This window comes from Streptomyces sp. NPDC020958 (assembly GCF_055562175.1).
Window position 1 is genome coordinate 653,026 of sequence record NZ_JBVHFU010000003.1, and the last position, 18,290, is coordinate 671,315.

Sequence of the window (18,290 nt, forward strand, 5' to 3'; positions counted from 1 at the left end):
GACGTCGAGATTCTCTGTGTCGAGGGAGGGTGGCGCTCGGTGCCGCCCCGTTCACTCCAGGTGGATCAGGTCGGCCTCGGTGTCGATGTCGTGCGGCTCGGCGACGTCCCCGCACTCGATGAGCGTGATCGCCGCCTCGTGTGCCCGGAGGTAGGCGCGGGCGCCCCGGTCCCCGGTCGCGCTCGCCGCGATCCCGGCCCAGTGCCGGGCGCCGAGCAGCACGGGATGCCCGCGCACCCCGTGATAGGCGGCCGACACCAGCGACGACTCGTCCCGGAAGCCGGCGACGACCCGCGCCACCGCCGCCGCCCCGATCCCCGGCTGGTCCACCAGCGCCACCAGGACGGCCGGTGCCCCGGTCCCTGCGAGCGACTCCAGCCCCACCCGCAGCGAGGACCCCATGCCCTCGGCCCAGCCGGGGTTCTCCACCACCACGCAGTCGTCGAGCGCCGCCCGCTCCCGCACGTCGTGCGCACCGGCCCCCAGCACCACGTGGACCGGCCCGCAGCCGCCCGCCCGCAGCTCCCCGGCCGCGTACTCCACCAGTGGCCGTCCCCGGTACGTCAGGAGCGCCTTGGGCCGCCCGCCGAGCCGTCTGCCACCGCCGGCGGCGAGCAGCAGTGCGGCGATCCGTCGATGCGTGTCGGTCATGGGTCCTGCATACCCGACGACGGCTCGCCGAGCGGGCTCCGCAGGGCTGAATTTCGGTCCGCGCTGTAGCGCTTTCCCGGCGGGAGGGCGTTTACTGACCCGCGTCCCGGGGCGCTCGATCAGTGCCGCGGGGCACCTGGCGAGGGGGGAGCTGTGTTGCGGAGCTTGGGGCAGAGGCCGGTGACCGGCAGCGACGAGGATCCGAGGATCACGGAACTACGCGCGGCGGTGTCCAGGCTGCGCCGCGAACTGGCCGCGCACCCGGCCGAGTTCCCGGACCGTGCGATAGCCGAGGACGAACTGGCGGCGCTGGCCGCGATGGCCACGGGCGGCATCCCGGAGATCCCGCGCCTGCGCCGTTCCCTGTTACTGATCGCCGGCGCGATCGGCTCGGTGAGCGCGTTGGCGCCGGGCCTGTCGGGCGTACGCCGGGCGGTGGACCTGTTCGGCGAGACGCCGCGCGCCTGAGCGTCCCGTCGGGGCGGTCCCGTCCGCCCCGCACCCGCGGACGGTGCGGCGGTGCCCGGTGCTCAGGCGCCCGAACTCGCCAGCGCCCGGGACAGTTCGACGGCCACCTGCTGCAGCACCGGCACGATCCTCTCGGTGGCCGCCTCCGTCACCCGCCCCGCGGGCCCGGAGATCGAGATCGCCGCAGCGGTCGGCGAGTCGGGCACCGACACCGCCAGGCACCGCACCCCGACCTCCTGCTCGTTGTCGTCCACGGCGTACCCGAGCCGCCGCACCTCGGCCAGGGCCGCCAGGAACCCCTCCGCGGTGGTGATCGTCTTCTCGGTCGCCGCCGGCATCCCGGTGCGCGCGAGCAGCGCCCGCACCTCCGCGTCCGGCACCCCCGCGAGCAGCGCCTTGCCCACCCCGGTCGAGTGCGGCAGCACCCGCCGCCCGACCTCCGTGAACATCCGCATCGAGTGCTTGGACGGCACCTGTGCGACGTACACGATCTCGTCCCCGTCGAGCAGCGCCATGTTCGCCGTCTCCCCGGTCTCCTCGACCAGCCGCGCCAGGTACGGCCGCGCCCACGTGCCCAGCAGCCGCGACGCCGACTCGCCGAGCCGGATCAGCCGGGGGCCGAGCGCGTACCGCCGGTTCGGCTGCTGCCGTACGTACCCGCAGGCGACCAGTGTCCGCATCAGCCGGTGGATCGTCGGCAACGGCAGCCCGCTGCTCGCGGACAGCTCGCTCAGGCCGACCTCGCCGCCCGCGTCCGCCATCCGCTCCAGCAGATCGAAGGCGCGCTCGAGGGACTGGACCCCGCCGCCGTTGGACTTGGCGGAGTCGTGGGCGCTGGCGCTGGACGTCGGCACGGCGCGTTCCTTTCGAGGCTGACGGGAAGAGCTGAAGCCTACCCGGCGGCCGGTTGACTCCCCGGTCGTACGTAGCTACGTTCTGCCTGTTGAAATCATAATTCCGCTTTGTGGAAAGGTCCAGAGTGGGCGCGCGGGGGGCGCCGGAGAGTGGGGGCCCTTGACGGCGGGGGAGCGGGAGTGAAGACTCCTTCAACAGAACGTTGAATTCCGTTACGTGGGTGTGAATCCCGTTTCCCGGAAGTAAAACGGCGGCAGAGAGAGGGGTCCGGGTGTCCGACGCTGAACTGGTGCTGCGCTCGACGCGCGTCATCACCCCGGAGGGGACACGGCCCGCCGCGGTCGCGGTGTCCGCCGGGACGATCACCGCCGTACTGCCGTACGACGCTCCGCTCCCGCGGGGCGCCCGCCTGGAGGACCTCGGCGACGACGTCCTGCTGCCCGGTCTGGTCGACACCCACGTCCACGTCAACGACCCGGGCCGCACCGAGTGGGAGGGCTTCTGGACCGCCACGCGCGCGGCGGCGGCCGGCGGCATCACCACCCTGGTCGACATGCCGCTCAACTCCCTCCCGCCGACCACCACGGTCGACCACCTCCGGGTCAAGCAGGCGGTCGCGGCCGACAAGGCGCACGTCGACGTCGGCTTCTGGGGCGGCGCGCTGCCGGACAACGTCAAGGACCTGCGTCCGCTCCACGAGGCCGGCGTCTTCGGCTTCAAGGCGTTCCTGTCACCCTCCGGTGTCGACGAGTTCCCGCACCTCGACCAGGAGCGGCTCGCCCGGTCGCTGGCGGAGATCACCTCGTTCGGCGGACTGCTGATCGTGCACGCGGAGGACCCGCGCCACCTGGCGGCCGCCCCGCAGCACGGCGGCCCGAAGTACGCCGACTTCCTGGCCTCCCGCCCGCGCGACGCGGAGGACACGGCGATCGCCCAGCTGATCGCGCAGGCGAAACGCCTCGACGCGCGCGTGCACGTCCTGCACCTGTCCTCCTCCGACGCCCTGCCGCTGATCGCCGAGGCCAAGCGGGAGGGGGTGCGGATCACCGTCGAGACCTGCCCGCACTACCTCACCCTCACCGCGGAGGAGGTCCCGGACGGCGCCAGCGAGTTCAAGTGCTGCCCGCCGATCCGGGAGGCGGCCAACCAGGACCTGCTCTGGCAGGCGCTCGCCGACGGCACGATCGACTGCGTGGTCACCGACCACTCACCGTCCACGGCCGACCTGAAGACCGCCGACTTCGCGACCGCCTGGGGCGGCATCTCCGGCCTCCAGCTCAGCCTCGCCGCGGTGTGGACCGAGGCCCGCGGGCGCGGCCACGGTCTTGAGGACGTGGTCCGCTGGATGTCCGCGCGAACGGCGGCGCTCGTCGGACTCGACGGCCGCAAGGGCGCCATTGCGGTGGGCCGGGACGCCGACTTCGCGGTCCTCGCGCCCGACCGGACCTTCACCGTGGACCCGGCCGGACTCCAGCACCGCAACCGCGTCACCGCGTACGCGGGCAAGACCCTGTACGGGGTCGTGAAGTCCACCTGGCTGCGCGGCGAACGCATCGTCGCGGACGGCGCGTTCACGGCCCCGCGGGGCCGGCTCCTCACCCGTACTCCCTGACCTTCCGCCCGCTCCCGGCACCTACGCCGCTCCGCCCTCTTCCGCACCCGCACCGGCCGACCCCGAAAGGAAGACCTTCTTTGACGGCGATCCCGACCTTCACCGGCGACGCGCACCCCTACTCCGGCGGCGACCCGTACGCGGACTACCGCACCGCCGACTTCCCCTTCACCCAGTACGTCAACCTCGCCGGACGGCAGCTCGGCGCCGGGGTCATCGCCGCCAACGACGAGTTCTTCGCCCAGCGGGAGAACCTGCTGGTGGCCGGGCGTGCCGAGTTCGACCCCGAGCACTTCGGGCACAAAGGCAAGATCATGGACGGCTGGGAGACGCGTCGCCGGCGCGGCGTCTCGGCCGAGCACCCCTGGCCGACGGACGAGGACCACGACTGGGCGCTGGTACGCCTCGGGGCCCCCGGCGTCGTCCGCGGGATCGTCGTCGACACGGCCCACTTCCGCGGGAACTACCCGCAGGCGGTGTCCGTCGAGGGCACGTCGGCCGCCGGCTCGCCGGCACCGGACGAACTCCTCGGCGCCGACGTGAAGTGGACCACCCTGGTGCCCCGCACGCCGGTGGGCGGCCACGCGGCGAACGGCTTCGCGGTGTCCCTGGAGCAGCGCTTCACGCACCTGCGGGTGAACCAGCACCCCGACGGCGGCATCGCACGCCTGCGCGTGTACGGCGAGGTCGTACCCGACCCGCTCTGGCTGGCGGCGCTGGGCACCTTCGACGTGGTGGCCCTGGAGAACGGCGGCCGGGTCGAGGACGCCTCGAACCTCTTCTACTCGCCGGCCACCAACACCATCCAGCCGGGCCGTTCCCGCAAGATGGACGACGGCTGGGAGACGCGTCGCCGCCGCGACCGGGGCCACGACTGGATCCGCTACCGGCTGGTGACCCACTCCCAGATCCGCGCCCTGGAGATCGACACGGCGTACCTGAAGGGCAACAGCGCGGGCTGGGCGTCGGTGTCGGTGAAGGACGGCGAGGACGGCGAGTGGGCGGAGATCCTCCCGCGCACCCGCCTCCAGCCCGACACCAACCACCGGTTCGTACTGGCTTCGCCCGCCGTCGGAACGCACGCGCGCGTGGACATCTTCCCGGACGGCGGCATCTCGCGGCTGCGGTTGTTCGGGTCCCCGACGGAGGCCGGAGCGGCGGCGCTCTCCGTCCGGTACCGCGAACTTTCCTGACCGGCCGGAGGGAACCGGGGGTCCGTCGGCTACGTTCTTCTCCCGTGACCCTTCAGCAAGAGATCGTCGGCAACGCCATGCAGATGGCGGTCGTCAACCTGCATCCCGGCCAGACCGTCTACTGCGAGGCCGGCAAGTTCCTGTTCAAGACGACGAACGTGACCATGGAGACGCGGCTCAGCGGCCCGTCGGGCAACGGCGGCCAACCGCAGGGCGGTGGCGGCGGCATGGGCGGCATGCTGCGCCAGGCCATGGGCACCGCCATGCAGGTCGGCCAGCGCATGCTCGCCGGCGAGTCCCTGGCGTTCCAGTACTTCACCTCCCAGGGCGGCGAGGGCACCGTCGGCTTCGCGGGCGTGCTCCCCGGCGAGATGCGCGCCCTGGAACTCGACGGCACGCGCGCGTGGTTCGCGGAGAAGGACGCCTTCGTCGCCGCCGAGTCCACCGTGGAGTTCGGCATCGCCTTCGCGGGCGGCCGCACCGGCATGAGCGGCGGCGAGGGCTTCGTCCTGGAGAAGTTCACCGGCCGCGGCACGGTGATCATCGCCGGCGCCGGGAACTTCATCGACCTCAACCCCGCCGACTTCGGCGGCCGCATCGAGGTCGACACGGGCTGCGTCGTCGCCTTCGAGGAGGGCATCCAGTACGGCGTCCAGCGCGTCGGCGGACTCAACCGCCAGGGCCTCATGAACGCCGTCTTCGGCGGCGAGGGCCTCTCCCTGGCCACCCTGGAGGGCAACGGCCGGGTGATCCTCCAGTCCCTGACCATCGAGAGCCTCGCCAACGCCCTGAAGAAGGCACAGGGCGGTGACAAGCAGGGCCCGACCGGCGGGCTGTTCTCCACGCACGCGGGATGAGGGTCTGACGGCGGCGCGAGCCAGGTTAACTCCGTGAAAACGAACGGGACTTGATGGGAAATTCTGCGGAGTTGTCATTGACATGCCATCGTCTACGCGCGTCATCATGGAGCCATGAGATTCCCCCCACGCATCACCCGAATCGGCGCTGCCGGCGCCCTGCTGTCCGCCCTCCTCGTCGGCGGTACCGTCACCGCCACCACGGCGGACGCCGCCGCCACCTCGGTCGGCAGCATCTGCTACGGCGACCTGCCCTCGCAGGCCTACGACACGCTGGACCTGATCGCGTCGGACGGCCCGTTCCCGTACTCGCAGGACGGGGTCGTCTTCCGCAACTCGGAGCGCGTGCTGCCGAGTCAGCCCAGCGGCTATTACCACGAGTACACGGTGAAGACCCCCGGCTCCTCCACGCGCGGCGCACGACGCATCGTGACCGGTGAGGAGAGCCAGGAGGACTACTACACGGCGGACCACTACGCCACGTTCGACCTGATCGACTTCGACTGCTGAGTCCCTCCTCACCCGGCACCACCCTCGCCCCGCGGCCTCCCCCCATGTCATCGGCCGCGGGGCGAGCCGCGTCCGCCACAAGGCCGCACGCACGCGCGCGTGGCGCACCGAAAGTCCACGCGCGTCCGACTTTGGTCGACGATCCCGCGCAGGGGGCGGCCCCGCCGGCCGGTCCTGCGTAGATTTGCCGACCGTGAGCGGTGACATCCCAGTACGCACGTTCGAGGGCAGGCGGTGGCTCTTCCCGTCCTCCGTGCTGCACGAACTCGACCCCGACCCCGACGCCCGCGGACGGCGCCCCCGCCGTACCGCGCGGGACTGGCTCGTCGACTCCAGCTGCTTCCTGCTGGCCGTCCTCGTGGGCGCGGCCGGCGCGCAGACGGTCCGGCACGAGACGGACCTCCCGCACGCCTTCGCCGTCGCCGACCAGCTGATCGGCGGCCTCGCCTGCTGCGCCGTCTGGCTGCGCCGCCGTCGGCCGCTCGGCCTGGCCCTGGCGATGGTCCCGGTCAGCTTCGTCTCCGCCACCGCGGGCGGTGCCTCCATGGTCGCCCTGTTCACGCTGGCCGTGCACCGCCCCTTCCGGTACCTGGCCTGGATCACCGTCGTCAACCTGGCCCTGGTCCCGCTCTTCTACTGGCTTCGCCCCGATCCCGACCTGCCCTACCTCGTGGTCGTGGTGCTCGCCGCGCTGCTGACCCTCCTGGTGGCCTGCCTCGGGCTGTTCGTCCGCACCAAACGGCAGCTCATGCTGACCCTGCGGGACCGGGCCCGGCGCGCCGAGACCGAGGCAGGACTGCGTGTCGAGCGGGCCCAGCGGCTGGCCCGGGAGGCGATCGCCCGCGAGATGCACGACGTGCTCGCTCACCGGCTCACCCTGCTCAGCGTGCACGCCGGTGCCCTGGAGTTCCGGCCCGACGCGCCCCGGGAGGAGATCGCCCGTGCGGCCGGTGTCATCCGGGAGAGCTCCCACGAGGCCCTCCAGGACCTGCGCGAGATCATCGGTGTGCTGCGCGCGGCGGACGGCGACGAGGCCGGCGGCCGCCCGCAGCCGACGCTCGCCGCTCTGGACGCGCTCGTCGCCGAGTCCCGCCGGGCCGGCATGAAGGTCACCCTGGACAACCGGGTGGACGACCCGGCGGCCGTACCGGCGGCCGTCGGCCGCACCGCCTACCGCATCGCCCAGGAGGGCCTCACCAACGCCCGCAAGCACGCTCCCGGCGCCGAGGTCACCGTCCGTGTCACCGGCGCCCCCGGCGACGGCCTGGACATCACGGTGCACAACCCCGCCCCCGAGGCCGAGGCGCCGCCGGTGCCCGGTTCCGGCCAGGGCCTGATCGGGCTGACCGAACGCGCGGTGCTGGCCGGCGGCCGGCTGGAGCACCGGACCACCGGCGCCGGCGGCTTCGAGCTACGGGCCTGGCTGCCCTGGGCCGCCGCCCGGACCATCGCGTGACGACCCGGTGGCGGGGTGCCGCGTGATTGGTTGGGGACCATGACCGTGATCAGACTGCTGCTCGTGGACGACGACCCGCTGGTGCGGGCGGGGCTGGCCCTCATGATCGGCGGGGCCGAGGACATCGAGATCGTCGGAGAGGGTGCCGACGGCGACGAGGTCGAGGCGCTCGTCGACCGCACCCGGCCCGACGTCGTCCTGATGGACATCCGGATGCCGGGCGTGGACGGGCTCACCGCCACCGAGCGGCTGCGCGCGCGTGCCGACGCCCCGCAGGTCGTCGTCCTGACCACCTTCCACGCCGACGCACAGGTGCTGCACGCCCTGCGCGCCGGAGCCGCCGGGTTCGTCCTCAAGGACACCCCGCCCGCCCTGATCGTCGACGCGGTGCGCCGGGTCGCGGCCGGCGACCCCGTGCTGTCGCCCGCCGTCACCCGGCAGCTGATGCGGCACGCGGCCGCCTCCCAGGCCGACACCCGGCAGGCACGCGCGCGTGCCAGGCTCACCGTCCTCAACGACCGCGAGCGCGAGGTCGCCGTCTCGGTCGGCCGGGGCCTCGCCAACGCCGAGATCGCCACCGGTCTCTTCATGAGCGTCGCGACCGTCAAGACCCATGTCTCCCGCATCCTGGCCAAGCTCGGTCTGAACAACCGCGTCCAGATCGCCCTGCTGGCGTACGACGCGGGGCTGCTGGAGGAGTAGCGGAACAGGAGAGGAGGAGCAGGGGCACCAACCGGGAGCCCCGCGCGTTCTCCCGGTACGGGACGGCCTCGGGGACCGCCTGAAGGGGGAGCGACGACATGCAGGTGACCGACCTCGGTCAGTACGGCGAGACGTTGCGCACGGACCCGCACACCGTGTATGCGCGGCTGCGCGCACGCGGCCCGGTGCACCGGGTGCGGTGGCCGCTGCCCGAAGGGCAGTACCACGAGACCTGGCTGGTCGTGGGGTACGAGGAGGCGCGCGCCGCGCTCGCCGACCCGGGACTGGCCAAGGACACCGCGAAAACCGGCTTCACGTTCCTCGACGAGGAACTGATCGGCAAGCACCTGCTGGCCGCGGACCCGCCGCAGCACACCCGGCTGCGCTCCCTCGTCACCCGCGCGTTCACCGCCCGCCGGGTGGCCGGACTGGAGCCGAGGATCCAGGAGATCACCGACCGGCTGCTGGACGAGATGCTGCCGCGCGGCCACGCCGACCTCCTCGACGCCCTCGCCTACCCGCTGCCCATCACGGTGATCAGCGAGCTGCTCGGCGTCCCCGAACTGGACCGCGCCCGCTTCCGCAAGCTCTCCAACGAGGCGGTCACGTCCAGCCGCCCGGGCAGCGAGCACGACGCGTTCACCGCGCTCGCCGACTACCTGGCGGAGCTGATCGAGGACAAGCGGTGCGCGGGCCCGAGCGGAGACCTGCTCAGCGACCTGCTGCGGACCACCGCCGAGGACGGCGACCGGCTCTCCGTCGGCGAACTGCGCGGCATGGCCTTCGTGCTGCTGATCGCCGGCCACGAGACCACCGTCAACCTGATCGGCAACGGCGTCCTCGCACTGCTCAGCCACCCGGACCAACTCGCCGCCCTGCGCGCCGACATGACCCTCCTGGACGGCGCGGTCGAGGAGATCCTGCGCTGGGAGGGGCCGGTGGAGAACGCGACGTACCGGTACGCCGCCGAGCCCCTGGAGATCGCCGGCACCGCCATCGCCCCGGGCGACCCGGTGATGATCGGCCTGACCGCCGCCGACCGCGACGGCGCCCGTTACGCCGAGCCGGACCGCTTCGACATCCGCCGGGACAGCCGCGGCCACCTCGCCTTCGGCCACGGCATCCACTACTGCCTGGGCGCACCCCTGGCCCGCCTGGAGGGCCGCATCGCCCTGCGCTCCCTGCTGGAGCGGGCCCCGGACCTGGCGCTGGACGGGCAGCCGGGGGAGTGGCTGCCCGGGACGCTGATGAGAGGGGTGCGGCGGCTGCCCGTCCGCTGGTAGGCGACGGCGGTCAGCCGAGCCGGTCCGGGATCTCCGCGAGCGCCACCGGCCTCCGCTCGCGCCGGGACACCTCGCAGGCCTCCGCGACCCGCAGCGCCTGGAGCGCCTCGCGCCCGTCGCAGGGGTTGTCCCGCGTGCCGCGCACCACGTCGACGAAGGCGCACAGCTCGGCCTCGTAGGCGGGCCCGAACCGCTCCAGGAAACCCGGCCAGGGCTTGTCCGCGGGCGGCGGCCCGGTCGGCTCGGTCGAGGCCACCGGCGTACGGTCGTCCAGCCCGACCACCACGGTGTCCCGCTCCCCGGCCAGCTCCATCCGCACGTCGTACCCGGCGCCGTTCAGCCGGGTCGCGGTGGCCGTGGCCAGCGTGCCGTCGTCCAGGGTGAGCAGCGCCGAACCGGTGTCCACGTCACCGGCCTCGCGGAACATCGCGGGTCCCGCGTCCGAGCCGGTCGCGTACACGTCCACGACCTCCCGGCCGGTCACCCAGCGCAGCATGTCGAAGTCGTGGATCAGCGTGTCCCGGAACAGCCCGCCCGACAGCGGCAGCCACTCGGGCGGCGGCGGCGACTGGTCGGAGGTCAGCGCCCGTACCGTGTGCAGCCGCCCGAGCCGTCCCGAGCGCACCGCCTCCCGGGCGCCCGCGTACCCGGCGTCGAAGCGCCGCTGGAAGCCCATCTGCAGGACCGTACCGGCCCGCTCCACCTCGGCGAGGGCGTGCAGGGTGCCCGGCAGGTCGAGGGCGATCGGCTTCTCGCAGAAGACCGGGAGTCCGGAGCGTGCTGCCCGACCGATCAGTTCGGCGTGGGCCGAGGTCGCCGTGGTGATCACCACGGCGTCCACGCCCCACTTGAAGATCTCGTCGGTCCCGGGTGCCGCCGTCTCCCCGAGGCGGTGTGCCAGATCCTGGGCCCGCGCCGGATCCACGTCCGTGAGGATCAGCGACCCGACCTCGCGATTGCGGCTGAGCGTGTTCGCGTGGATGGTGCCTAGGCGGCCCGTACCGATGACCCCGATGCGCATGGGAACAAGGTGCTGGTGCACCCCGCGCGCTGTCAATCCATATGTCCGGACAATCGAACTACACAACTTCCCGTCAACCCGTCACGGGGATACGCTCGGGCCCGTGCCGAAACCAGATGTGGACCCGACCGTGACGCTCGACCTCCGTGTGGACCGGAGCTCCCCGGTCCCGTTGTACTTCCAGCTGGCCCAGCAGCTGGAGGCGGCCATCGAGCACGGCTCGCTCACCCCCGGCAGCCTGCTGGGCAACGAGATCGAGCTGGCCGCACGGCTCGGCCTGTCCCGCCCGACGGTCCGGCAGGCCATCCAGTCCCTCGTCGACAAGGGCCTCCTGGTCCGCCGCCGGGGCGTCGGCACCCAGGTCGTGCACAGCCAGGTCAAACGCCCCCTGGAGCTCAGCAGCCTCTACGACGACCTGGAGTCGGCCGGCCAGCGCCCCGCCACCAAGGTCCTGGTCAACACCGTCGTCACGGCCTCCGCCGAGGTCGCGGCCGCGCTCGGGGTCGCCGAGGGCACCGAGGTGCGGCGCATCGAACGGCTGCGGCTGGCGCACGGCGAGCCGATGGCGTACCTCACCAACTACCTGCCGCCCGGCCTGCTGGACCTGGACACCGGGCAGTTGGAGGCGACCGGCCTCTACCGGCTGATGCGGGCCGCCGGGATCACCCTGCACAGCGCCCGCCAGTCCATCGGCGCGCGCGGCGCGGCCGCCGTCGAGGGCGAGCGGCTCGCCGAACCGGAGGGCGCCCCGCTGCTCACCATGCAGCGCACCACCTACGACGACACCGGCCGCGCCGTCGAGTTCGGCGACCACATCTACCGGCCGACCCGCTACTCCTTCGAGTTCCAGCTGCTCGTACGGTCCTGAGCACCGCCCGCTCGATGGTCATAATGTCCGGACAATGTGACCGTGAGATGGCGGACGGCGACGGGCGGTCGCGTTCCTTATCTCCCCCGAACGGCGCCACCCCTCCCAGTGAGGCACAATCGAGCCCGATGAGCACCTACCGCGACCTCACCGCCCCCATCGGCTCCCGCCGAGCCCCGGTCCTGCGTACCGTCGGCACCAGGGAACGCCGGTCACACCTGACGGCGCCGCGCGTGCCGACGGTCGGCATCGACATCGGCGGCACCAAGGTCATGGCGGGCGTCGTGGACGCCGACGGCAACATCCTGGAGAAGCTCCGCACGGAGACCCCGGACAAGTCCAAGAGTCCGAAGGTCGTCGAGGACACCATCGTCGAACTGGTCCTGGACCTGTCCGACCGGCACGACGTGCACGCGGTGGGCATCGGCGCGGCCGGCTGGGTCGACGCCGACCGCAACCGCGTGCTGTTCGCCCCCCACCTGTCCTGGCGCAACGAACCGCTGCGCGACCGCCTGGCCGGCCGGCTCGCCGTACCCGTCCTCGTGGACAACGACGCGAACGCCGCCGCCTGGGCGGAGTGGCGCTTCGGCGCCGGACGCGGCGAGGACCACCTCGTCATGATCACGCTCGGCACCGGCATCGGCGGCGCGATCCTGGAGGACGGCCAGGTCAAGCGCGGCAAGTACGGCGTCGCCGGTGAGTTCGGCCATATGCAGGTGGTGCCCGGCGGCCACCGCTGCCCGTGCGGCAACCGCGGCTGCTGGGAGCAGTACAGCTCGGGCAACGCGCTGGTCCGGGAGGCCAGGGAGCTGGCGGTGGCCGACTCCCCGGTGGCCTACGGGATCATCGAGCACGTCAAGGGCAACGTCAACGACATCACCGGCCCGATGATCACCGAGCTGGCCCGCGAGGGCGACGCCATGTGCATCGAGCTGCTCCAGGACATCGGCCAGTGGCTCGGCGTCGGCATCGCCAACCTCGCCGCCGCCCTCGACCCGTCCTGCTTCGTGATCGGCGGCGGCGTCAGCGCCGCCGACGACCTGCTCATCGGCCCCGCACGGGACGCGTTCAAACGCCAGCTGACCGGGCGCGGCTACCGCCCCGAGGCCCGAATCGCCCGCGCCCAGCTGGGTCCCGAGGCCGGCATGGTCGGCGCCGCCGACCTCGCCCGCCTGGTCGCCCGCCGGTTCCGGCGCGCCAACCGGCGCCGGGTGGAGCGCTACGAGCGCTACGAGCGGTACGCGGAGGCCCGCCGTACCCGGGACACCGCATGACCGCTGCACTGCCCCGCCAGGCGGCGCCCCCGGACGAACCGCGCCGCCCGCCGGAGACCCCCGGCCACAGGACCCGTCGTCGGGCGCTCACCCTGCTCATCATCGTGCTGCTCATCGGCGTGCCGGCCGGCTATCTGGTGATCTCCGCCGCCCAGAGCCGCGACAGCGGCAAGGACAAGGAGTCCAAGGCCTCCGCGACCGGCCTCGCCGAGGGCTGGCCCTCGAAGGTGCAGCGGCGCCTCTACCAGGTACCGGTCCCGCATCCCGCCGACAGGATCGCCTACTACGAGACGAACAACTGGAAGACCAGCCGTCTCTACGTCCAGTTCCGCACCAACAGCGCCGGACTGGACAGCTTCCTGGAGGGCATGGGCGTCAACCGGGACGCGCTCAAGAAGAACGACATCAGCGTCAGCTCCCGGGACCGGAAGATCACCGGCTGGAAGTTCACCGGCACCGGACCCTGGGCGGGCCTCACGCACGCCCAGAAGAACCCGGCGCCCACCCAGGACGTGGTCGTGAACACCGCCGACCCCGAGTTCCCGATGGTCTACGTCGTCTCGCGCACCGTGCCGTGACGGCCGGCCCCGGCCGGTCGCCGGGGCCGATTGTCAGACCCCGCCCGTACAGTCGAAGACATCTGATCCGACGCACGGGCGGGAGGTGGCAGAACGTATGAGCGGCGCGGTTGCCGGGACGCACGCGGACGTGCCCGTGCGCCTCGCGGCGGTCTACTTGCCCGCCGACCTTCCCCGCCAGGGCCGGATCGCCTTCTGGGACCCCGCGGGCGGCCCCCTGCCCGGGGAGGGCCAGGAGCTGACCGTCGTACGCCGGCACGGCGCCGGTGTCCGCCGCCGGCAGGTGCCCGCGCTCACCCTGCCGGTCGGCGACGCCCTCCCGGTGCTGGTCAGGGCCCGCCGCGACCCGGCCGCCCACCCCGCCACCGCCTGCTGGGGAGCGGCCGCCCAGCACGCGCTGCGGCTCGCCGCCCGGGGCCGGCTGCTGCCCGGCCTGACCCCGGCGGGACACGACGCCTGGCGGGCCGGCCCCCTGGAGCCCGCCGACATCGCCCACCTGCGCGCGGTGGCCGCCGCACTGCCCGCCGAGGGCCACGCCGTCCCGCTGCCGGGCCCCGGCCCGCTCCTGCTGCCCCAGCCGGAGGCGCTGATCCGCTCCTTCCTCGACGCGGTCGCGGACACCCTGCCCCGCACCCCGGCCGCGCCCCACACCTCGGGTCGGCCGTTCGCCGCGCGCGAGGCCCAGCGGCTGCCCGACGCCCGGGAATGGGCCGCGGAGGTCGCCGCCGGCATGGACGCCGGGGTGCGGATCTCGCTGCGCCTGGACCTGTCGGCCTCCGACCTGTTCGACGACGGCGAGGGCGCGCACCGCGCGGGCGCGGCGATCGTCCAGGTGCACAGCCTGGCCGACCCGACCCTGCTGACCGACGCGGCGGCCCTGTGGGCCGGGCGGTCCGACGCGGCCTTCGGCCCCCGCGCGCGCGTGGACGCGGCGCTGGCCGTGCGCCGGGCCGCGCGCGTGTGGCCGCCCCTGGACCGGCTCACGGAACAGGACGTGCCCGACGTCCTCGCGCTCTCCGAGGAGGAGCTGGGCGACCTGCTCGGAGTGGCCGCGACCCGGCTCGCGGCGGCCGGGGTCGCCGTGCACTGGCCCCGGGACCTGGCCCAGGACCTGACCGCGGCCGCGGTCGTCAGGACCGCCCCCGGCTCCGCCACCGACGGCACCGGCTTCTTCGAGGGAGAGGAACTCCTCCAGTTCCGCTGGCAGCTGGCGCTCGGCGGGGACCCCCTCAGCGAGGCCGAGATGGACGCCCTCGCCGAGGCCCACCGCCCCGTCGTACGCCTGCGGGACCGCTGGGTGCTCGTCGACCCGGCACTCGTGCGCAAGGCCCGCAGACGCGAACTGGGCCTGCTCGACCCGGTCGACGCGCTGTCCATGGCGCTCACCGGCGAGGCCGAGGTGGACGGCGAGACCGTCGAGGCGGTCCCCGTCGGCGTCCTCGCGGCCCTGCGCGACCGCCTCACGGCCGGCGTCCGCCCCGCCGAGCCGCCCGCCGGACTGCACGCCACCCTGCGCGACTACCAACTGCGCGGCCTGGCCTGGCTCGACCTCATGACCTCCCTGGGGCTCGGCGGCTGCCTCGCCGACGACATGGGCCTCGGCAAGACCATCACCGTCATCGCCCTGCACCTGAAGCGGGCCCGCACCGAACCGACCCTGGTGGTCTGCCCGGCCTCGCTGCTCGGCAACTGGCAGCGGGAGATCACCCGGTTCGCGCCCGGCGTCCCGGTGCGCCGCTTCCACGGCCCCGAGCGCAGCCTGGACGGCCTCGACGGCGGCTTCCTCCTCACCACCTACGGCACCATGCGCGCCACCGCGGGACGCCTCGCCGAACAGCCTTGGGGGATGGTCGTCGCCGACGAGGCCCAGCACGTCAAGAACCCGTACTCGGCGACCGCCAAGGCCCTGCGCACCATCCCGTCCCCCGCGCGCGTGGCCCTCACCGGAACCCCCGTGGAGAACAACCTCTCCGAACTCTGGGCCCTGCTCGACTGGACCACCCCGGGACTCCTCGGCCCGCTGAAGTCCTTCCGGGCCCGGCACGCGCGCGCCGTGGAGAACGGCGACAACGACGAGGCCGTGGCGCGACTGGCCCGACTCGTGCGGCCCTTCCTCCTGCGCCGCAGGAAGTCCGACCCCGGGATCGTCCCCGAACTCCCGCCCAAGACGGAGACCGACCACCCGGTCCCGCTCACCCGCGAACAGGCCGCGCTCTACGAGGCGATGGTCCGCGAGTCGCTGCTCGCCATCGAGACGGCCGAGGGCATCGCCCGCCGGGGCCTGGTGCTCAAGCTCCTCGGCGCCCTCAAGCAGATCTGCGACCATCCCGCGCTGTACCTGAAGGAGGAGGCCCGCGCCGACGGCCTCGCCGCCCGCTCCGGGAAGCTGACCCTGCTCGACGAACTGCTGGACACCGTGCTCGCCGAGGACGGCTCGGCGCTCGTCTTCACCCAGTACGTCGGCATGGCACGCCTGATCACCGGGCACCTCCAGGCCCGCGCGGTCCCCGTCGACCTGCTGCACGGCGGTACGCCGGTACCCGAGCGGGAGCGCATGGTGGACCGCTTCCAGGCCGGCGCCACCCCCGTCCTGGTGCTGTCGTTGAAGGCCGCGGGCACCGGGCTCAACCTCACCCGCGCCGGCCATGTCGTCCACTTCGACCGCTGGTGGAACCCGGCGGTGGAGGAACAGGCCACGGACCGCGCGTACCGCATCGGGCAGACCCAGCCCGTCCAGGTCCACCGGCTGGTCACCGAGGGCACGGTGGAGGACCGCATCGCGGAGATGCTGGAGTCCAAGCGGGCTCTCGCGGACGCGATCCTCGGCACCGGCGAGGCGGCCCTGACCGAACTGACGGACCGGGAGCTGTCCGACCTGGTGTCGCTGCGGAGGACGTCATGAGCGAGGACGTCATGAGCGAGGACGGGCACCGGCCGGGCGACGCGGCCCGGCGCGCGCTGCGAGCGGCACGGGACCGCGGGGCGGATTCCGGCGCCGACGGGGCGGTCCCGGCCGAGGCGGAGCAACCGGCTGCCCCTGCGGCGCCGGACGCGCCGGACGGGGCCGTTCCGGAGCGGCGGGTGCCGCGGCCCGGCGACGCCGTGCGGCGTGCGCTGCGGACGGCCGCCGCGGCGAAGGGGGCGGAGCGGCGGGACACCGAACTCGCGGGCGACACCGGGGCCGGTGCGCCGGCCGCCGACCGTCCGGCCGCCGACCGTCCGGTCGGCCGTCCCGGTGACGTCGCCCGGGAGGCGCTGCGGGCGGCGCGCGCCGAGGCGCGGCGCGCCGGAGAGACCGCGGCGGCGGAAGCGGCGGAACGGCGCCCGAACCGGGCGCCGCACCGCGTCCCGGCACCGTCCGCGGCGACGACCACGGAACGCACCCGCACCGCCCGCGACCTGAAACAGTTCCTGGCCACGGCGTTCCGCATGCCGAACGCGGACGACTCCGAGCCGTCCTTCGAGAGCGAGCACGGGCCGGAGCACGAGCTCCCGTCCGCCGTGGCCACCCCGAACCCCCCGGAGTCGAACACCTCAGCCCCGGCTCCCGGCCACCGGACGCCGGAGGCCACCCGCGAGACGCCCGCCGACACCTCCAGCTCCGCGCCCACCGCGCCCAGCGCGCCCACGTCCACCCCGGCCCCCGGACTCGCGGACCCCGGCGCCCCCCGCCTCCCGCGCACCATGGCCACCCCCCACCGCGACACCGAACTCCGCCGTACCTTCCCCTCCCTCCCGTCCCGTGCCTCCGGCACCGCCACCGGGTTCGCCGGGACCTGGTGGGGCAACGCCTGGGTGCGGGCGCTGGAGGAGGGAGCGCTGGACGTCAAGCGGTTGGCGCGGGGGCGCAGTTACGCCGAGCGGGGCCAGGTGGACGCCATCACCGTGACCCCGGGAGCGGTCCTGGCGTACGTCCAGGGAAGCCGACCCCGGCCGTACCGCGTGCAGCTGAGGCTGCGCACCTTCGGCGAGCAGGAGTGGGAGCGGTTCCTGGACGCCGCCGCCGACCGGCCGGGAGACATCGCGGCCCTTCTCGACAAGGAGTTGCCGCAGACCCTCGCCGACAGCGGCGTCCCGCTGCTGCCCGCCGCGGGTGAACTCGAACCCCGTTGCAGCTGCCCCGACGTCGGCCACCCCTGCAAGCACGCGTCCGCCCTCTGCTACCAGACCGCACGGCTGCTGGACGCCGACCCGTTCGTGCTGCTCCTGCTGCGGGGCCGCGGCGAACGGGACGTGCTCGACGCCCTGTCCCGGCGCAACGCCGCCCGCGCGGCCCGGGAGCGGCGGCCGGAGTCGCTGCCCGGCGTCCGGGCCACCGAGGTCCTCGTCGCCCGACAGCTCCCGCCGCTGCCGCCGCCGTTGCCGCTCCCGCCGCACCCGGAGCAGCCCCCGGTCTATCCGGGCGTGCCCGGCGGCCCCGACCCCTTCGCGCTGGACCAGCTGGCCACCGACGCGGCGGCCCGCGCCCACACCCTGCTCACCACCGGACACGACCCGGTCGGCGACCTGACGCTCTGGCAGGACGCGGTACGGCTCGCCGCCGCCCGTCCGGGGTCCGGCCTGACCGCGTCCACCCGCGCTCTCTACGCGTCGCTCGCGGACGCCGTGGGCCGGGCGCCGGGCGACCTGGCACGCGCGGTCGCGGCCTGGCGGCAGGGCGGCCCGGCCGGGCTGGCCGTACTGGAGGAGCCCTGGGACCCCCCGGCCGGCCGCTTCGACCGGGCCCGGCCGCTGCTCCTCGCCGCCGACCTGCCGGCGTTCCGCCCCTGGCGCAACCACCTCACGCACCCCGGCGGCCACGTCCAGCTCCGCCTGGGCCGGGACGGCCTGTGGTACGCCTACGAGTCCGAACCGGGCCACGACGACTGGTGGCCCAGAGGCACCCCGGATCTGGACCCGGTGGGCGCCCTCACGGGCCTCGGCACCTCGGACGAGCTGACGTGACGTGCTGTCGGTCCGTCC

At 73.9% G+C, this 18,290-nt stretch carries 16 protein-coding genes; 13 read left to right on the top strand and 3 right to left on the bottom strand.

Annotated elements, in window-relative coordinates; translation table 11 throughout:
• Positions 1-51 precede the first annotated feature (51 nt).
• The gene (locus ACZ3KP_RS13150; RefSeq protein WP_467498995.1) at positions 52-651 is read right to left on the bottom strand and encodes a nucleotidyltransferase family protein; all 600 of its coding nucleotides are present in this window, start codon (positions 649-651) and stop codon (positions 52-54) included.
• Positions 652-804: 153 nt separating this feature from the next.
• Between ACZ3KP_RS13150 and ACZ3KP_RS13155 the strand changes: the two genes are divergently transcribed.
• On the top strand, positions 805-1,119 hold the full coding sequence (locus tag ACZ3KP_RS13155) for a DUF5955 family protein (RefSeq protein WP_467498997.1): 315 nt from the start codon (positions 805-807) through the stop codon (positions 1,117-1,119).
• Between the two features lie 62 nt (positions 1,120-1,181).
• On the opposite strand, the gene ACZ3KP_RS13160 is transcribed toward ACZ3KP_RS13155, so the two are convergent.
• A complete protein-coding gene (locus ACZ3KP_RS13160; protein ID WP_467498999.1) occupies positions 1,182-1,973 on the bottom strand; it encodes an IclR family transcriptional regulator in 792 nt (263 codons plus the stop codon).
• Positions 1,974-2,245: 272 nt separating this feature from the next.
• Here ACZ3KP_RS13160 and allB point away from each other — a divergent pair, with 272 nt between their 5' ends.
• The 7 genes from allB to ACZ3KP_RS13195 all read left to right on the top strand — a co-directional run bounded on the left by allB (position 2,246) and on the right by ACZ3KP_RS13195 (position 9,587).
• A complete protein-coding gene (gene allB / locus ACZ3KP_RS13165) occupies positions 2,246-3,586 on the top strand; it encodes an allantoinase AllB (RefSeq protein ID WP_467499001.1) in 1,341 nt (446 codons plus the stop codon).
• Positions 3,587-3,666: 80 nt separating this feature from the next.
• Positions 3,667-4,779, top strand: a complete 1,113-nt coding sequence (alc, locus tag ACZ3KP_RS13170; protein WP_467499003.1) for an allantoicase — start codon at positions 3,667-3,669, stop codon at positions 4,777-4,779.
• Positions 4,780-4,823: 44 nt separating this feature from the next.
• On the top strand, positions 4,824-5,636 hold the full coding sequence (locus ACZ3KP_RS13175; protein ID WP_132891445.1) for an AIM24 family protein: 813 nt from the start codon (positions 4,824-4,826) through the stop codon (positions 5,634-5,636).
• A gap of 114 nt (positions 5,637-5,750) precedes the next feature.
• Positions 5,751-6,146 carry a ribonuclease domain-containing protein gene (locus tag ACZ3KP_RS13180; protein ID WP_358980251.1) on the top strand — a complete coding sequence of 132 codons (396 nt, stop codon included), beginning with the start codon at positions 5,751-5,753 and terminating at the stop codon, positions 6,144-6,146.
• Between the two features lie 193 nt (positions 6,147-6,339).
• Positions 6,340-7,602 (top strand): sensor histidine kinase, encoded by a 1,263-nt coding sequence (locus tag ACZ3KP_RS13185; RefSeq protein WP_467499006.1) that lies wholly within the window; start codon positions 6,340-6,342, stop codon positions 7,600-7,602.
• A gap of 39 nt (positions 7,603-7,641) precedes the next feature.
• Positions 7,642-8,304, top strand: coding sequence for a response regulator (locus ACZ3KP_RS13190; RefSeq protein ID WP_467499008.1), 663 nt, complete (start codon positions 7,642-7,644; stop codon positions 8,302-8,304).
• Positions 8,305-8,402: 98 nt separating this feature from the next.
• On the top strand, positions 8,403-9,587 hold the full coding sequence (locus ACZ3KP_RS13195) for a cytochrome P450 family protein (protein WP_467499010.1): 1,185 nt from the start codon (positions 8,403-8,405) through the stop codon (positions 9,585-9,587).
• Positions 9,588-9,597: 10 nt separating this feature from the next.
• Here the strand turns inward: ACZ3KP_RS13195 and ACZ3KP_RS13200 are convergent, their stop codons facing one another.
• Complete coding sequence (locus ACZ3KP_RS13200; protein WP_358980259.1) at positions 9,598-10,608, bottom strand: Gfo/Idh/MocA family protein; 1,011 nt, start codon at positions 10,606-10,608, stop codon at positions 9,598-9,600.
• Between the two features lie 130 nt (positions 10,609-10,738).
• Here ACZ3KP_RS13200 and ACZ3KP_RS13205 point away from each other — a divergent pair, with 130 nt between their 5' ends.
• The 5 genes from ACZ3KP_RS13205 to ACZ3KP_RS13225 all read left to right on the top strand — a co-directional run bounded on the left by ACZ3KP_RS13205 (position 10,739) and on the right by ACZ3KP_RS13225 (position 18,272).
• Entirely contained in the window at positions 10,739-11,476 is a 738-nt protein-coding gene (locus tag ACZ3KP_RS13205; protein WP_358980518.1) for a GntR family transcriptional regulator, read from the top strand.
• 128 nt (positions 11,477-11,604) lie between these two features.
• The gene (locus ACZ3KP_RS13210) at positions 11,605-12,750 is read left to right on the top strand and encodes an ROK family glucokinase (protein WP_358980261.1); all 1,146 of its coding nucleotides are present in this window, start codon (positions 11,605-11,607) and stop codon (positions 12,748-12,750) included.
• Positions 12,747-13,328, top strand: a complete 582-nt coding sequence (locus ACZ3KP_RS13215) for a sugar kinase (RefSeq protein WP_467499013.1) — start codon at positions 12,747-12,749, stop codon at positions 13,326-13,328. The genes ACZ3KP_RS13210 and ACZ3KP_RS13215 overlap by 4 nt, the downstream gene beginning before the upstream one ends.
• Before the next feature lie 97 nt (positions 13,329-13,425).
• The gene (locus ACZ3KP_RS13220; RefSeq protein WP_467499015.1) at positions 13,426-16,230 is read left to right on the top strand and encodes a DEAD/DEAH box helicase; all 2,805 of its coding nucleotides are present in this window, start codon (positions 13,426-13,428) and stop codon (positions 16,228-16,230) included.
• Positions 16,227-18,272 (top strand): SWIM zinc finger family protein, encoded by a 2,046-nt coding sequence (locus tag ACZ3KP_RS13225; protein ID WP_467499017.1) that lies wholly within the window; start codon positions 16,227-16,229, stop codon positions 18,270-18,272. The genes ACZ3KP_RS13220 and ACZ3KP_RS13225 overlap by 4 nt, the downstream gene beginning before the upstream one ends.
• The last annotated feature ends 18 nt before the right edge of the window (positions 18,273-18,290 follow it).

Excerpts from the sequence above, each read along its gene's own strand:
- ACZ3KP_RS13150 (WP_467498995.1), bottom strand. The coding sequence starts at position 651 with ATGACCGACACGCATCGACGGATCGCCGCACTGCTGCTCGCCGCCGGC.
- ACZ3KP_RS13180 (WP_358980251.1), top strand. The coding sequence starts at position 5,751 with ATGAGATTCCCCCCACGCATCACCCGAATCGGCGCTGCCGGCGCCCTG.
- ACZ3KP_RS13190 (WP_467499008.1), top strand. The coding sequence starts at position 7,642 with ATGACCGTGATCAGACTGCTGCTCGTGGACGACGACCCGCTGGTGCGG.
- ACZ3KP_RS13195 (WP_467499010.1), top strand. The coding sequence starts at position 8,403 with ATGCAGGTGACCGACCTCGGTCAGTACGGCGAGACGTTGCGCACGGAC.
- ACZ3KP_RS13200 (WP_358980259.1), bottom strand. The coding sequence starts at position 10,608 with ATGCGCATCGGGGTCATCGGTACGGGCCGCCTAGGCACCATCCACGCG.
- ACZ3KP_RS13210 (WP_358980261.1), top strand. The coding sequence starts at position 11,605 with ATGAGCACCTACCGCGACCTCACCGCCCCCATCGGCTCCCGCCGAGCC.
- ACZ3KP_RS13215 (WP_467499013.1), top strand. The coding sequence starts at position 12,747 with ATGACCGCTGCACTGCCCCGCCAGGCGGCGCCCCCGGACGAACCGCGC.
- ACZ3KP_RS13220 (WP_467499015.1), top strand. The coding sequence starts at position 13,426 with ATGAGCGGCGCGGTTGCCGGGACGCACGCGGACGTGCCCGTGCGCCTC.
- ACZ3KP_RS13225 (WP_467499017.1), top strand. The coding sequence starts at position 16,227 with ATGAGCGAGGACGTCATGAGCGAGGACGGGCACCGGCCGGGCGACGCG.